Source organism: Tenacibaculum bernardetii (genome assembly GCF_029125915.1).
In the GTDB taxonomy this organism is placed as follows: domain Bacteria; phylum Bacteroidota; class Bacteroidia; order Flavobacteriales; family Flavobacteriaceae; genus Polaribacter; species Polaribacter bernardetii.
In genome coordinates, this window is the sequence record NZ_JAQJCU010000009.1 from 68,264 (window position 1) to 82,806 (window position 14,543).

Sequence of the window (14,543 nt, forward strand, 5' to 3'; positions counted from 1 at the left end):
ATTGGTGATTTTTTTGTTTTTAAAAATCTCACATGTTTTAATAAAATAACTAGAAGTATAGAACTTAGCCATAATTTAATAAGCAGTCTAGCCCCGATTGTAGCATTTGTTTGAGCTCCTCGCAGAGAGCGAGTGCGAAAAGCGGGAAATAGCTTCTGAAAAAATATATTTTAATCCACTTTTATAAATTACAATTATAGTATTTTTACTTTATAAACTAAGTAAGTATGAAAAACTCCAAATTATTAATTATTGCAGCATTTTTTTCGATATATATTATATGGGGATCTACTTATTTATTTAATAAAATTGCGGTAACCGAATTGTCTCCTTTATTTTTGGCTTCTATTCGATTTTTAGTGGCAGGTGTGTTGATTATGATCATTGCTACATTGTTAAAAATATCAATAAAAATAACCAAAACACAACTTTTAAATTCAGCAATAGCAGGTTTTTTGTTTCTAGTATATGGAAACGGAGTTTTTGTATGGGCTTTAAAATATGTTGATACAGGTTTTGCTGCATTATTAGCATCAACACAACCATTGTTTGTGCTTTTCTTATTGCGTTTAATAGATGGTAAAAAAATGCAACGAAAATCAGTAATCGGAGTGTTATTTGGTTTAGCGGGAATGTATTTATTGGTAAGTCAGAAAGAAATTACAACTTCTGAAGGTGGTGTTTTAGGTATTTTTATGATCTTAACCTGTGTGTTAAGTTGGAGCTACGGAAGTGTTTTTGTATCGAAAGCAGATTTACCAAAAAATTACTTGGTTGCTACGGGATATCAAATGTTAATAGCAGGAACTATATTAGTAATATCAAGTTTAATTTTTAAAGAAACGTGGGTTTCGCCATTAAATTGGGCTAGTAAAACACAAGGAGCGATGCTGTTCTTGGTTATTTTTGGAGGTATCGTTGCTTTTACAGCTTTTAATTATCTTTTAAAATCGGTATCACCAGAAAAAGTAGCAACATCCGCTTATGTAAACCCGATAATAGCCTTGTTTTTAGGTTGGAGTTTATTAGATGAACAACTTACCGAACAATCGGTAATAGCATCTGTAATTTTATTAACAGGTGTTTATTTTATTACATCTAGAAAAAGATTGGTAAAAACTGTCGCAAGAAAAGGATCGTAGTTAAACCCCTTCGCCATTCACAAAAATAACAAGAGAGCCAAACTCATGAAAAATCGTTAAGCCAGCTTCTTTTTTCCCTAAACTTTTAGGAGAGAAAAGAATATTGAATTTTATTTTATTCTCTGTTAGATAGGTGCCTTCTGCAATTCCCTGAATTGTAAATTCACTAGCATTTTTTCCTCGGATTTTTATATCGGTAACTTTTATTTTATAAGGACATGTATTATAAATTTCGAATTCAATAATTTTAGTTGTAAAAACAGCTGTTTCTAAAATATTGTAACCTTGTGAGATTTTATCGAATTCTATGCATGATGCGCTTTTAACTTCATCTTCAACACAGGAAGAAAATGCGAAAATAAAAAGTACTGAAAGGGTAAATGATACGGTTTTTATTATTTTCATAATTTATTTTTCTAGGTGATATCAAAAATCCCACCAAACAACAAAAAACTTCATAATTTTACCGTTCGGGTGTTTTATCCAGCATAAAGGTGCTCTTTTTTCTTCAAGAAAAGAGTTAGCTTTTTCAGTATAAAGATTAAAATTAAGCCAATCAATATTTGTATGTGGTTTAACCAACCAATCGTGTTTATTCGGAATGTGAAATTTACATTCCTTAAATTGTTCGAGTTCTTTTAACGTTGCATAAAACCCAATAATACAGTCATTATTTATTAGAGGAAACTTGTTTCCATATTCTTTTAACGGAACAAATAACTGGGCTTTAAAATAGAGTTGCTGATCAATTTCGTTAGTAACTAAATTTAGTTTATCTAAATAAGTTTCGCATTGTTTAGAGTAGAGTAGTGGTAATTGTTTTTCTTTAAGTTTGGTTAGTTTTTGTATTAATGAATCTTTTCTATTAGGTCCTATCCAATGTTCAATTTCTGTATTACCAACAGTATTGTCATATAAATAAAATTTGTAAACAATTTCTACATGTATTGGTTTTTCATTTTTATATAAAATACAATCTAACTCGCCTAAAGTTAATTTTTCTTGTTGAATTTGAATGTTTTCTACAATAATTTTAATTGATGTATCTTGTTGTAGCTCATAAGAAACAAAACGTTCTACTAATTTTCCTAAGCGTAAATTTTGGGTAATTACAGCGTTAAAAATAGTTATTTTATTTGGGTTTATTTCAAATTGGTCAAAATCAAAAACACCTTTTCCATGCCATAGCCATAGAAAAGGTGTTTGTAAAAATCCTTCGTATTGTAATTGTAAGTTTTTAGATTTTTTATCCATTAAAAAGAAATAGGATTATTCTTAATTTTATTAGCAATAAGAAAGCCTATCCCAGCACCAATTAAGATTCCGGAAATAAAATTAATAATTTCAATTTTTAGCATCAATTGCATTATCATTCCAATAAATATTAATGCGAGTCCTATAATTTCTTTTTTATTCATAATGCTTTTGAAAAGTCAAAATTATTCTTTGATACCTAATTTATCTAAAACTAATTGAGTGATGTCAAAATTTTCATCAACATAACCAAATTCATTCCCATCAGTAGTTAAAACTTGAGTATAACCATTTTCTTTAGCAACTTCGCTAATAACTTCACTTAGTTTTTTATATAACGGTCGCATATATTCTTCTCTTTGTAATTGCATCATTTTTGTACCGTTAACACGAAATTTTTGTAAATCTTGTTCTAAAGAAATTAGTTCTTGATATTTTGTTTTTTTATCAGCTTCACTTAATGTTTTTTGAGTCTCACTAAAGGTTTGAGATTTCGTTTGATACTCAGTAGCTTTTATGCTAAAAGAAGAATCTAATTTTTTACCAGAATTTTCTACTCTTCGTAAAACATTTTTCATTTGTGGCATTTTACCTATAATTAAGTTACTATTTACAGTACCTAATTTAGTTTGAGAAAATGTTACTGTAGATAAAAGAATTGCAGCTAAAAATATAATATTTGATTTCATTTTTTTTTGATGTTTTTGACAAATATAAAAAAGTGAACGAGCTAAGTGCTTTAAAATTTGTTAAAATTGATTTTTAATAGCTGTTACAATTGTTTCGAGGTCAGATTGATAATCAAACCAAACGATTTCTTTATCTTTTCTAAACCAAGTTCCTTGTCGTTTTGCAAAACGACGAGTATTTTTTTTAATTTCTTCAATAGCAAATTCTTTGGTAAAATTGCCATCTAAATATTCAAATAACTCTCTATATCCAACCGTTTTTAAAGCATTTAATTTTTTATGAGGATACATTGTTTTAGCTTCTTCTAATAAACCAGTATCCATCATCATATCAACACGTTTATTAATACGATCGTACATAATTTGTCTATCGGCATTTAATCCAATTTTTATGGATTTAAAATTACGAGGAGCTTTTGGTTTGTTTTTAAAAGAACTGTATGTTTTACCTGTGCCGATACAAATTTCTAAAGCACGCATAACACGATGTGGGTTATCAATAGCTATCGAATTATACGTTTCAATATCTAGTGCTTTCAATTTATTTTGAAGTGGTTCTATTCCGTTTTCTTCTAATTCTTTAGTAAGATTTATTCTTATTGATGGATCAACTTCAGGGAAATAATCTAATCCTTTTAAAACAGTATCAACATATAATCCACTACCGCCAACCATTATTTGAATAGGATTTTTTAAGAATAATTCATTTAACTTACTTAAAGTATCTTTCTCAAATTCACCAACAGAATAGTCCTCGAAAATGCTTTTATTCTGAATAAAATGATGTTGCGCAGCAGCCAATTCATCAGAGTCAGGTACCGCAGTACCGATTGTCATTTCTTTAAAAAACTGACGTGAATCACACGAAATAATATCGCAATTAAAATGCTGTGCTAATTTTATACTAAGAGCAGTTTTACCAATAGCTGTAGCGCCAACAATGGTTATTAATATATTTTTTTGAGACATTTAATTAAGTTTTGTTCCGCAGTTATAACAAAATTCGGCATCATCTTTATGTCCGGTAGTTGAACAATCAGGGCATTTTTTTGAATCAGACAAAGCTTGTTTTCTTGCCATTTCTGAACTTACAATTCCTGTAGGAATCGCAATAATAGCGTATCCGATAATAACAGTAATACTTGCGATTAATTGACCTAAAGCAGTTTGCGGAGCAATGTCTCCGTAACCAACAGTCGTTAATGTTACGATAGACCAATATATGCTTCTAGGAATACTAGTAAAACCATTTTCAGCACCTTCTATAAAGTACATTACAGCACCTAAAATAATGCAAACAATAAGAACAAAATATAAGAATACTCCTATTTTAGCTTTACTTGCATTTAAAGATTTTATAAGTTGATTAGATTCTCCTACGTATCTCGAAACCTTAAGAATTCGAAAAATTCGTAGCAATCTAAACGCTCTTAGCGCGACTAAACTATGTGAACCTATTAAAAATAGTGATAAATATTTAGGTATGGTAGATAAAAAATCAACAACGCCATAAAAACTAAAAATATATTTTGATGGTTTTTTAATGGATATTATTCTAGCAAAATATTCTATGGTAAATAAAAAGGTAATAACCCACTCAGCAGTATTTAAAAAATCATGATATTTATTATCAAAGCTCTCAATACTTTCAAGCATTACTAATAAGATACTAATTAAAATAGCAAATAGTAACACGATGTCAAACAACTTACCAGCTGGAGTATCTGTTCCGTAAATTACATCATGTAATTTGTCTTTCCAGTTTTTCGTTTTGTTTTCCAAAAAAAAATATTTTTATGATGTTTTAACAATATTACAAATTATTTTCTATTTGTAATCTTACTATTTTAGACACTTTATTTTTTAGTAAATAATTTTTAATAATTGTTTTGGCTAAATCGGCACTTTCTATAGGAGTAAGCATTGATTTTAATATACTTAAATTATTTTCTTGAAAAGCTAAGTTGGTATACGTATATCCTAAAACGATGTTGTTTTCTATTAAAATGACAGCATGTTCTTCTGGGACCCTTCCTTTATCTACAATTAATAAATTATCGTGATTAAAATTCTTATCAGCATTTTTTCGTTTGCGAATAACGTTAAACTTAGGTTTTAACCTTGTAAGCTCTAAATGATATTTTAAACGAGTAAAAAGTACATTACCGGTTTCTTCATAGCTAACATCGTTAACTCTTTTTAATATCTTCTTAGCTTTAGGAGTTTCTTTTAAAAATAGTTTATTTGTTTCTTGTTTGATGTTTTTTCCTCTACCAATAAATATAATAGTACCTTGTTCATTATGCACGTAAAACACACCTTGTTTTTCAGGTAGCTTATCTAATATCTTTATAAGACGTTGCTTTTCTTGCCTGTTATCAGCATATTTTATTGATTGTTGAATAATACTTTTATGAACATCTTTTTCTAACAATAATTTAAATAATTGTATCGTTGCTAAAGCATCTCCGTTAGCTCTGTGTCTATCAGACATAGGAATGCCAACAAAACGACATAATTTTCCTAAACTGTGGGAAGGAGATTCTGGAATTAATTTTTTACTAAGTGCTACTGTACAAAGTGTATTTCTCTTAAAATCATAGCCTAAACGTTTAAATTCTAGACGTAAAATACGATAATCAAAATTAGCGTTGTGAGCAATAATAGTACACCCTTCAGTTATCTCTATAATTCGTTTTGCCACCTCGTAAAACTTTGGTGCATTTCGAAGCATTTTATTATTTATACCTGTTAATTTAACAACAAATTCTTGAATATCTCTTTCTGGATTTACTAAACTAATAAACTGATCGACTATTTGGTGTCCATCAAATTTATGAATAGCAATTTCAGTCATTCCTTCTTCATTAAATTTACCCCCTGTTGTTTCAATATCTAATATTGCGTACAATTCTTTTTCTTTTTAGCTGATTAATGTAAATCTAAACAATATAATTTCGAACTCCAAAAATAGCACTACCAATTCTTACCATATTACTACCATTTTCGATAGCTAATTGATAGTCACCGCTCATTCCCATTGATAACGTAGATAGTTTTGAGTTTTTATTTTGCCTTTCAGTAAAAAATGTAGCTAACGATGAAAATTCTTCTTGTAATTGCTCCTGATTATCTGTAAAAGTAGCCATTCCCATAAAGCCAACAACCTTTATATTTTGTAACTCTGAAAATTCTTCTGATGAAATAATTTCATCAATCTCTAAAAAGGACAAACCAAACTTGGTATCTTCTTTTGCAATACGAGCCTGAAGTAAGCAGTTAATTACACGATTGTGTTTTTTAGCTTGTTTGTTAATTTCTGTCAAGGTTTTTAAACTATCTACACCGTGAATTAAATCAACAAAATGCGCCATGTATTTTACCTTATTGCGTTGTAAATGTCCAATCATATGCCATTTAATGTCTTTTGGTAAAGCATCAAACTTTGTTACCATTTCCTGAATTTTGTTTTCACCAAATACACGCTGACCTGCATCGTATGCTTCTTGAAGGTCGGTAATAGGTTTGGTTTTAGAAACCGCAACTAAGGTTACATTTTCGGGAATAGTATTTTTTATTTCTTGAAGATTTTCTTTAATTCCTGTCATCATATCAAAATTCATAAATAGTTAAAGCACTTCTCAGTTTAGGTTCGATATAAGTGGTTTTAGGTGGCATTAACATATCCGCATCTACAATTTCTTTTAGTTCGTTTATTGTGGTTGGTAACATACCGAAAGAAACTTTAAAATCGCCACTATCAACTTTTGTTTTCAACTCTAAACTGTCTGATTTATCTTGCGAATACATTATTTTTGATGCGTTTCTTATATCTTTAATTCCTAAAATCGGATTTAAAATGGTTTGATACAAAATTTGAGCATCTAATTTACTTAAAGCATCTGTAAATTTATAGACAGATTTTCGCAAGTGTAAAGCATAAAACTCCCCATTTAAATACATGCTAAATTGATGCTTTTCTTTTGGCCTATATAATTCCTGACCTCTGTTTTCTATTCTAAAAAAGGTGTCTAATTCAATTAAAAACTCATCAACAGCTAAGCCGTTTAAATCTTTTATAAATCGATTAAATTCATAAATACTTAATTGGCTTTCGGGTAACAAGTAGCTCATGAAGAAATTATATTTTTCGTTACCAGTATGTTCCGGATTTTCTTTTGCTAAGTTTTTTGCAAGCAAGCAAGCAGAAGTAGAGCGATGATGGCCATCGGCAATATATAAAGTATTTACTTGTGAAAAAGCATTAGAAATTTGTGCAACATCTTTTTCATCATCTATAATCCATAATAAATGTGAGTCTTTATCTGTTGTAGAAAATTCGTATTCAGCCCTGTTTTTACGATACTTTTCAATAATACTATTAATAGTATCATTATCAGGATACGTTAAAAGCACAGGTTCTGCATTAAACCCAGTGTTTTTTAGGTAGTTTTCAAATAATAATTCTCTTTCTCTTAAAGTGCCTTCGTGTTTTTTAATGGTATTGTTGTGGTAATCTTCTACAGAAGTTGCAGCTATAATTCCGCAAAAAGAATTGGTTGGTGTTATTTTTTGATAAATATAAAAACCAGGGTTCTTATCTTTTGTAAAAATACCATCTTCTTTAAATTCTAAATAACGATTGTGCACCAATTTAAAGCGTTGATCACCAGTAATATCTTGTTTATGATATTTATACCCAGGATTTACAACATGTAAAAATGAAAAAGGATTAAAAGCTAACTTAGCATTTAACATGTCTGGAGGATAAACTTCATATGATTTAGAAGATACCATGGCAACTTTATCTCGAGTTGCTCGTACTGCTTTAAATGGTTTTACAATTGCCATTAATAATTTTAGTTTTTAGTGTAAAGAATTAATAATTTTATCTGCCAACTCTGTACCTATTTTATGCTGTGCTTCTATAGTATATGAAGCAATATTAGGACTTAAAGAAAGTTCAGGATTCATTAATAACTGAATCTCTGGATTTGGTTGATTTTCGAAAGTATCTAAACCTGCATACTTCACTTTACCGCTCTCTATAGCGTTAATTAAGGCAACCTCATCTACCAACCCGCCTTGAGCGACATTAATAAAACCAACTCCGTCTTTCATCTTTTCAAATTCTTTAACTCCGATTAGATGCTTTTCTTGAGCAGATAAATGTAAGCTGATAAAATGTGCTTCTTTTAATAGCTCATCAGAACTTAACATATCAATTTGAATATCAATAATTTCACCGTTAAAAAACTCCACCGGAATTGTTATTGTATTATCGAAGTTAACATCAAAGGCAACCACTTTCATTCCTAGTCCTAAAGCGAGTTTAGCTACTTGTTGTCCTGCAGCACTCATACCAATAATACCAAGGGTTTTACCACGTAATTCAGTTCCGTTAGAAAATTGAGATTTTAAAGCATTAAAACTTACATCGCCTTCTAAAGGCATTTCTCTGTTGGCTTGATGTAAATAACGAGCCATTCCTAATAAATGTGCAAAAACCAATTCGGCAACAGCATTGGCACTAGCATCAGAAATATTTACAACTTGTAAACCAGCTTCTTCAGCATATATAACATCTACGTTGTCGTTATTTGTACTTGCGTTTGCAATTAACTTTAAGGTCGGACAATTATCTATAAGTTCAGCATGTATTTCTGTAGTGTTTTTAATAATGATGGTATTAATTTCTTCATCATTGATAAAACTATCTAATTGCTCTTGGGCAACTTTGGTAACTATTACTTCAAATCCTGCATTTTCTAAAGTAGCTTTTCCACTTTCTGAGATTCCGTCGTTTGCTAATATTTTCATTCTTACTTTTATAATGTCATTGCGAGGAATAAAATGATGTGGCAATCTTTATAAATAGATTCCTTCACTTTGTTCGGAATGACGTTTGTATTATGCTTTTCGTTCTAATTCATGCATTACATCTACCAATGCTTGCACACTATATAATGGCAATGCATTGTACATACTTGCTCTGTAACCACCAACACTTCTGTGGCCGTCTAAACCATTAATATTGGCTTCTTTCCATAGGGTGTTAAATGTTTCTTTTAAATTGTTGTCTGTTAAAGAAAAAGTAGCGTTCATATGGCTTCTGTCTTCTTTAACAACAGCTCCTTTAAATAAAGGGTTTCTATCTATTTCACTATATAAAAGTGCTGATTTTTGATTGTTTACTTTTTCTATAAACTCAATTCCGCCTAAATCTTTCAACCACTCTAAAGTAAGCATTGATGTATACACCGCAAAAACAGGAGGTGTGTTAAACATGCTATCTTTATCAATAAAAGTTTGATAATTTAACATTGATGGAATCTCGCGTGTTACTTTGCCTAAAATATCTTCTTTGATAATTACCAAAGTTGTTCCTGCAGGACCCATATTTTTTTGGGCACCAGCATAGATCAAATCAAACTTAGAAAAATCTAATTGACGAGAAAAAATATCAGAACTCATATCACAAATTAACGGAACATTAGTTTCCGGAAAACTTTTCATTTGCGATCCGTAAATTGTATTGTTACTCGTGCAATGAAAATAATCTACATCTGTAGGAATTTCATATCCTTTAGGTATGTAATTAAAGTTTTTATCTTCGGATGAAGCTACCTCAACCAATTCGCCAAATAATTTTGCTTCTTTAATAGCTTTGCTACTCCAAGTACCGGTATTTAAATACGCGGCTTTTTTGTTTAGTAAATTGTAAGCAGTCATTAAAAATTGATTGCTTGCACCGCCTTGTAAAAATAGCGCTTTGTAACCTTTGTTTTCTAAGCCTAATAATTCTAAAGCTAAACTTCGTGCGTTTTCAATAACAGCAACAAAAGGTTTACTTCTGTGCGATATTTCTAACAACGATAAATTATCATCATTAAAGTTTATAATAGCTTCAGAAGCTTTTAGTAACACTTCTTCAGGTAAAATACACGGACCTGCACTAAAGTTATGTTTTTTCATTATTCAGTAGTGTTTTGTTAGCACAAAGGTGCGAAATTTATAAGGAGTTTATCTTTAAATTTTTGATAAAAATTCTAAGGTATTTACGCCATCAGCATAATCCCATAACTGCGGATTTTGTGTTTCGCCAAAAGCAATTTCTCCTTCCATAAAATTATTAGCAACGATACACTGTGTTTTTTCTTCGTCTTGCTTTAGTTTTGTTTTTAAATCATCTGCATTGTCGTAATATTCATAAAAAACAGAGGCGATAGGAGAGGCATAGCTTTCATCTTCCTTAATCATTAAAAATCCGTTTTCTAAAATATCAAACTCGCTCATTAAATACACCGCTTTGTTATAGTCGTAATTATTGGCATATTTTGCATTGTTGATAATTTCTTGTTTGTTAAACATTCCCGTAAAAAAAGGATCGAAATTATAATCTTTAGGGACATATAGTTTAGATACCGAACGACAACCTAATCCGAAGTAACAAAATACATCGTTACTTAAATTTTCAAAATCTTGTGCCGTTTCGTTTCCTGTTAAAACAGCAACCGAATTTCTACTTTTTCTAATAATACTAGGTTTATCTTTAAAATAATATTCGAAATAACGCGCCGTATTATTACTTCCTGTAGCTATTACAGCATCAAAACCAGTTAACTTTTGTTCCGTAAATGTAATTTTACCTTTTAATTCTGGTTGAACATATTCTAAATACTTCGCTAAAAAAGGCAATAAGTTTTTATCGTTAGAAGATTGTTTAACTAAAACCGAATGCCCAGAAATTAAAACAGATAAAAAGTCATGAAATCCTACTAACGGAATATTTCCGGCCATAATAACGGCTACTTGCTTGATGTCTTTTTTACCTAAACTTTCGTTAGCAACCCATTGTTGAATATTTTCGTTTGTTAAGGCTTTAGACCAACTTTCGGTAGCAAACAATAAGTTTTCTTTGGTAAACCAAGTGTTTTTTTCTCCTGCTATTTTTAATTGATGTTTAAATCCGTCAAAAAACAAATCATTGAATTGGATATCGTTTTTTTGAGCAGTTTCTTTTTGGGTAAACTGGCTTAAAAATTTCCCTAATTCTACAAAAGCTGAAATTCTATTTTGGATTGTATCCATTATATTTTGTTTCTAAGTTAATTTGGAACTATTTTTGCGATTGCAAAGTTACAAAACTGAAACAGATTAATTATGGCAATTATTATAACAGATGAATGTATAAATTGTGGTGCATGTGAACCAGAATGTCCGAATACAGCAATTTATGAAGGAGCTGATGATTGGAAATATGCAGACGGAACAGATTTAACTGGAAATGTGGTTTTACCAAATGGTAAAAAAGCAAATGCAGATGAAACTCAAGAACCTATTTCTGATGAAATATACTATATTGTTGCAGACAAGTGTACCGAATGTAAAGGTTTTCATGAAGAACCTCAATGTGCGGCAGTATGTCCTGTAGATTGTTGTGTTCCTGATGATGATAACGTTGAAACTGAAGAAGCGTTGTTAGGTAAGCAGAAGTTTATGCATAACGAATAGTCCACATCATTTTAAAATAAAGAAAAACCCCGAGAAATATCTCGGGGTTTTTTATTGCTTAATTTATTTGTTATTTATAATTGAAAACCTAATCGAGTAAAGAAGTATGCACCATCAGAACCCATTTGTACAGAATCGGCTAATCCACCTTGATCTGTCCATCCATCAAATTGTGAAGTAGGGTAGGTGTTAAAAATATTATTCCCTCCAACAGTAAGTGTAAGTTTCTTTGTAAAAGCATAACTTAAACTTAAATCAGCTGTGATTTTACTTTTATAAATATCTGTAGCTACAGGATATAAAGCATCAGCTTCTGCCTGTGTTGTTGCTGGGGTATCTACCCATTGAAAATCTTGTAATTGTACTTCACTAAATTTAGTTAAACCTAATGCTAAGTCAAACTTTTTATATCCGTAACCTAAGTTTAATCCAAATTTATGATCAGGAGCAGCAGCTTTTAAATAAGCTTCTGAAAACGGACTAAAAAATGTAAACCTGTTTAGGTTTCCATTTTTAATTTTTTCAATTTTAGTATCATTAAAGTTACCAACTAAACCTACATTTACTCTATGCTCGTCAAAGTTCTTTTTGTAATTTAAAACAATATCAACACCTTGAGTTTTAGTATCTACTCCATTTGCAAAAAACTGAGCTGCATCTACACCTAAATTTAAAGCAGAGGCATCAAAATTGTCTGTTAAAATAACTCTGTCATCTACAGCTATAGAGTAAGCATCAACAGTTGCTGTAAATCCGCCATTTTTATATGTAAAACCAATACTTGTATTAAAAGCAGTTTCTTCTTTTAATTGATCAATTCCAAAGGCTCTAGTTACGGTACTATTATTTGCTGATAATAAAGAAGGTAATGACACTCCGTTTACAATGTTAGTAAACTTTAAGTTGTAATATAATTGCGCTAAAGAAGGAGCTCTAAATCCTGAAGAAATAGAACCTCTAAAACTTAAATTATCATTTACTTTAAATCGTGAAGCTAATTTAAAGTTAAAAGTACTACCAAAATCACTGTAGTCTTCAAATCTAAGTGCTGCTCCTACTAAAAATTTATCAGTAAAATTAAACTCAGAATCAAGATATACACCAACATTACTTCTTGATTTGTCTACTTCATTATCTGGGCTGTAACCAGGGAATCCTTGCGCACCTCCCGGTAAATCATCTCCATTAGAATCGGTAGCAATAACTTGTGTACCAGGGTTGGTTATTAAAAGTCCGTCTTCATCATATAATCCATAAGAAGATTCTTCACCCGCAAAAATAATAAAGTTCTCTGTTCGGTATTCTAGTCCAAAGGCAATATTTATTCCGCTCATTGAATCTTCAAAATATTTAGAGAAATCAACACCGGTAGTGTTTTGAGATAAGCTATGCCCGCCTGCATCAAATTCTGTAGGAGAAGCATCTTTTAAAGAAGCGTTATTAGTATCTTTTATTAAGTAATGAAATTTATTTTCACCATAGGTGTTGTTAAAATCAACTTCCCAACCATTTTCTAATTTATGTTTTACACCTGTTGAAACAGAAATATCTGCAATATTAGAAGTTATTCTTGGTGTATATCCATTCGGGAATAAGCTAGGAACAGTTCTATTATCGCCATCATCAAAACTATCTCTAGAAAAAGCGTAAGCATCAGTATCTCTATAATTCCTTCCACCAAAAGCGTATACCTCGGTGTTATCGTTAATTGGTAAACTAGCATTTATCATAAAGTTAAAGCCATCAACACCAGCACTACCATATCCTTTACGCCAAGAAAAACCTGGACGTAGTGTTTTTTCTTTTGATAATAATTCTGTCGTGAAATTAATAAACCCTCCTTTATCGTTTAGTTTAGCTCCATAGTTTAAATCTAATTTAAACGTACCACCATCGAAACTTTTGTCTTTTCCGTCTAGTCTATTTTTTCCATTGACATTATATAATGTTTCTCCGGTTTTTTCGGCCCAGCCACTCCCTACAGAAGTACTGTAAACACCGTAACCTATACTTCCAGAAACACCATCAGTGGCATCTTTTAAAACAATATTAATAACTCCTGCAATTGCATCAGAACCATATTGAGCAGATGCACCATCACGTAAAACTTCTATTCTTTTTATCGCAGCAGTAGGAATTGCGTTTAAGTCGGTACCAGAATTACCGCGACCACGTGTACCAAAAATATTAACTAATGATGATTGATGACGTCTTTTACCATTGATTAAAACCAATGTTTGATCAGGTCCTAAACCCCTTAAAGAAGCAGGAACCACATGATCTGCTCCGTCAGAACCAGATTGTTTGGTTGCATTAAAGGAAGGCGCGGCGTATTGTAAAATGTCATTTATTTCAACTTTACCATTTTTAGCAGCTAAATCACCAACATCAATAACATCCACAGGTACAGGTGTATCTACAGCTGTTCTTCTTGCGTTTCTAGAACCCACAATAACAACTTCATCTAATTGTAGGCCTTCGTTTAAAGTAATGTTAAAAGTAGTTTGTCCGTTCACAGGAATTTCCTGAGTTTCAAAGCCAGAAAAACTAATAATTAAAGTGCTATTAGGATTTACAGTTAAAGAAAAAGTTCCATCGAACTCTGTTGATATTCCATTACTTGTTCCTTTTTCCAAAACATTAGCACCAGGTAGAGGTTCATTACTACTATCTTTTATGGTTCCTTTAATTTGTACTTGGGCATTCATTAGTTGTATTCCTAAGAATAAAAAACAAATTAAAAAAAAATGCTGTCTTTTCATATTTAAATTATTTTTTGGTTAATATTTCTTAAAAGTAGTAAAAACAAACACAAAGTGTTTTAAAAATGTTAAAAAAATATATATTATGTTTTTTTTAGTATGTATAATGAGTAAATGTTTAAAATGATTTTTTTTGAAACCAAAGCAGTATATTTGCAAACGAAAATTTTCAATAAAAGAAT

General features: G+C 30.6%; 15 protein-coding genes. 2 read left to right on the top strand and 13 right to left on the bottom strand.

Annotated elements, in window-relative coordinates:
- Positions 1-227: 227 nt before the first annotated feature.
- Positions 228-1,142 (top strand): EamA family transporter, encoded by a 915-nt coding sequence (locus tag P2G10_RS09120; protein ID WP_275316215.1) that lies wholly within the window; start codon positions 228-230, stop codon positions 1,140-1,142.
- On the opposite strand, the gene P2G10_RS09125 is transcribed toward P2G10_RS09120, so the two are convergent.
- The 12 genes from P2G10_RS09125 to P2G10_RS09180 all read right to left on the bottom strand — a co-directional run bounded on the left by P2G10_RS09125 (position 1,143) and on the right by P2G10_RS09180 (position 11,176).
- Positions 1,143-1,547, bottom strand: a complete 405-nt coding sequence (locus P2G10_RS09125) for a hypothetical protein (RefSeq protein ID WP_275316217.1) — start codon at positions 1,545-1,547, stop codon at positions 1,143-1,145.
- 21 nt (positions 1,548-1,568) lie between these two features.
- On the bottom strand, positions 1,569-2,396 hold the full coding sequence (locus P2G10_RS09130) for a DUF1853 family protein (protein WP_275316218.1): 828 nt from the start codon (positions 2,394-2,396) through the stop codon (positions 1,569-1,571).
- Complete coding sequence (locus P2G10_RS09135; RefSeq protein WP_275316220.1) at positions 2,396-2,560, bottom strand: hypothetical protein; 165 nt, start codon at positions 2,558-2,560, stop codon at positions 2,396-2,398. The genes P2G10_RS09130 and P2G10_RS09135 overlap by 1 nt, the downstream gene beginning before the upstream one ends.
- A gap of 21 nt (positions 2,561-2,581) precedes the next feature.
- Positions 2,582-3,085 (bottom strand): OmpH/Skp family outer membrane protein, encoded by a 504-nt coding sequence (locus P2G10_RS09140; RefSeq protein WP_218772338.1) that lies wholly within the window; start codon positions 3,083-3,085, stop codon positions 2,582-2,584.
- A 60-nt stretch (positions 3,086-3,145) separates the two neighbouring features.
- On the bottom strand, positions 3,146-4,054 hold the full coding sequence (miaA, locus tag P2G10_RS09145; RefSeq protein WP_275316221.1) for a tRNA (adenosine(37)-N6)-dimethylallyltransferase MiaA: 909 nt from the start codon (positions 4,052-4,054) through the stop codon (positions 3,146-3,148).
- Positions 4,055-4,867, bottom strand: coding sequence for an ion transporter (locus tag P2G10_RS09150; RefSeq protein ID WP_218772340.1), 813 nt, complete (start codon positions 4,865-4,867; stop codon positions 4,055-4,057).
- 31 nt (positions 4,868-4,898) lie between these two features.
- Positions 4,899-5,996: an exonuclease domain-containing protein gene (locus P2G10_RS09155; protein ID WP_275316223.1), complete on the bottom strand. Its 1,098-nt coding sequence runs from the start codon at positions 5,994-5,996 to the stop codon at positions 4,899-4,901.
- A gap of 31 nt (positions 5,997-6,027) precedes the next feature.
- Positions 6,028-6,693 carry a YggS family pyridoxal phosphate-dependent enzyme gene (locus P2G10_RS09160; RefSeq protein ID WP_218773442.1) on the bottom strand — a complete coding sequence of 222 codons (666 nt, stop codon included), beginning with the start codon at positions 6,691-6,693 and terminating at the stop codon, positions 6,028-6,030.
- Between the two features lie 4 nt (positions 6,694-6,697).
- Complete coding sequence (locus P2G10_RS09165) at positions 6,698-7,936, bottom strand: DUF1015 domain-containing protein (protein WP_275316224.1); 1,239 nt, start codon at positions 7,934-7,936, stop codon at positions 6,698-6,700.
- A 15-nt stretch (positions 7,937-7,951) separates the two neighbouring features.
- A complete protein-coding gene (locus P2G10_RS09170) occupies positions 7,952-8,905 on the bottom strand; it encodes an NAD(P)-dependent oxidoreductase (protein ID WP_275316225.1) in 954 nt (317 codons plus the stop codon).
- A gap of 90 nt (positions 8,906-8,995) precedes the next feature.
- Positions 8,996-10,060: a 3-phosphoserine/phosphohydroxythreonine transaminase gene (gene serC, locus P2G10_RS09175; RefSeq protein WP_275316227.1), complete on the bottom strand. Its 1,065-nt coding sequence runs from the start codon at positions 10,058-10,060 to the stop codon at positions 8,996-8,998.
- Positions 10,061-10,114: 54 nt separating this feature from the next.
- A complete protein-coding gene (locus P2G10_RS09180; protein WP_275316228.1) occupies positions 10,115-11,176 on the bottom strand; it encodes an acyl-CoA reductase in 1,062 nt (353 codons plus the stop codon).
- 72 nt (positions 11,177-11,248) lie between these two features.
- On the opposite strand from P2G10_RS09180, the gene P2G10_RS09185 reads away from it, so the two are divergent.
- Positions 11,249-11,599, top strand: a complete 351-nt coding sequence (locus P2G10_RS09185) for a 4Fe-4S dicluster domain-containing protein (protein ID WP_218772346.1) — start codon at positions 11,249-11,251, stop codon at positions 11,597-11,599.
- Between the two features lie 74 nt (positions 11,600-11,673).
- Here P2G10_RS09185 and P2G10_RS09190 read toward each other — a convergent pair whose 3' ends face one another.
- Complete coding sequence (locus tag P2G10_RS09190) at positions 11,674-14,307, bottom strand: TonB-dependent receptor (RefSeq protein WP_275316230.1); 2,634 nt, start codon at positions 14,305-14,307, stop codon at positions 11,674-11,676.
- Between the last annotated feature and the right edge of the window lie 236 nt (positions 14,308-14,543).

Excerpts from the sequence above, each read along its gene's own strand:
- P2G10_RS09120 (WP_275316215.1), top strand. The coding sequence starts at position 228 with ATGAAAAACTCCAAATTATTAATTATTGCAGCATTTTTTTCGATATAT.
- P2G10_RS09125 (WP_275316217.1), bottom strand. The coding sequence starts at position 1,547 with ATGAAAATAATAAAAACCGTATCATTTACCCTTTCAGTACTTTTTATT.
- P2G10_RS09130 (WP_275316218.1), bottom strand. The coding sequence starts at position 2,396 with ATGGATAAAAAATCTAAAAACTTACAATTACAATACGAAGGATTTTTA.
- P2G10_RS09135 (WP_275316220.1), bottom strand. The coding sequence starts at position 2,560 with ATGAATAAAAAAGAAATTATAGGACTCGCATTAATATTTATTGGAATG.
- P2G10_RS09140 (WP_218772338.1), bottom strand. The coding sequence starts at position 3,085 with ATGAAATCAAATATTATATTTTTAGCTGCAATTCTTTTATCTACAGTA.
- miaA (WP_275316221.1), bottom strand. The coding sequence starts at position 4,054 with ATGTCTCAAAAAAATATATTAATAACCATTGTTGGCGCTACAGCTATT.
- P2G10_RS09160 (WP_218773442.1), bottom strand. The coding sequence starts at position 6,693 with ATGACAGGAATTAAAGAAAATCTTCAAGAAATAAAAAATACTATTCCC.
- P2G10_RS09165 (WP_275316224.1), bottom strand. The coding sequence starts at position 7,936 with ATGGCAATTGTAAAACCATTTAAAGCAGTACGAGCAACTCGAGATAAA.
- P2G10_RS09170 (WP_275316225.1), bottom strand. The coding sequence starts at position 8,905 with ATGAAAATATTAGCAAACGACGGAATCTCAGAAAGTGGAAAAGCTACT.
- serC (WP_275316227.1), bottom strand. The coding sequence starts at position 10,060 with ATGAAAAAACATAACTTTAGTGCAGGTCCGTGTATTTTACCTGAAGAA.
- P2G10_RS09180 (WP_275316228.1), bottom strand. The coding sequence starts at position 11,176 with ATGGATACAATCCAAAATAGAATTTCAGCTTTTGTAGAATTAGGGAAA.
- P2G10_RS09185 (WP_218772346.1), top strand. The coding sequence starts at position 11,249 with ATGGCAATTATTATAACAGATGAATGTATAAATTGTGGTGCATGTGAA.
- P2G10_RS09190 (WP_275316230.1), bottom strand. The coding sequence starts at position 14,307 with ATGAATGCCCAAGTACAAATTAAAGGAACCATAAAAGATAGTAGTAAT.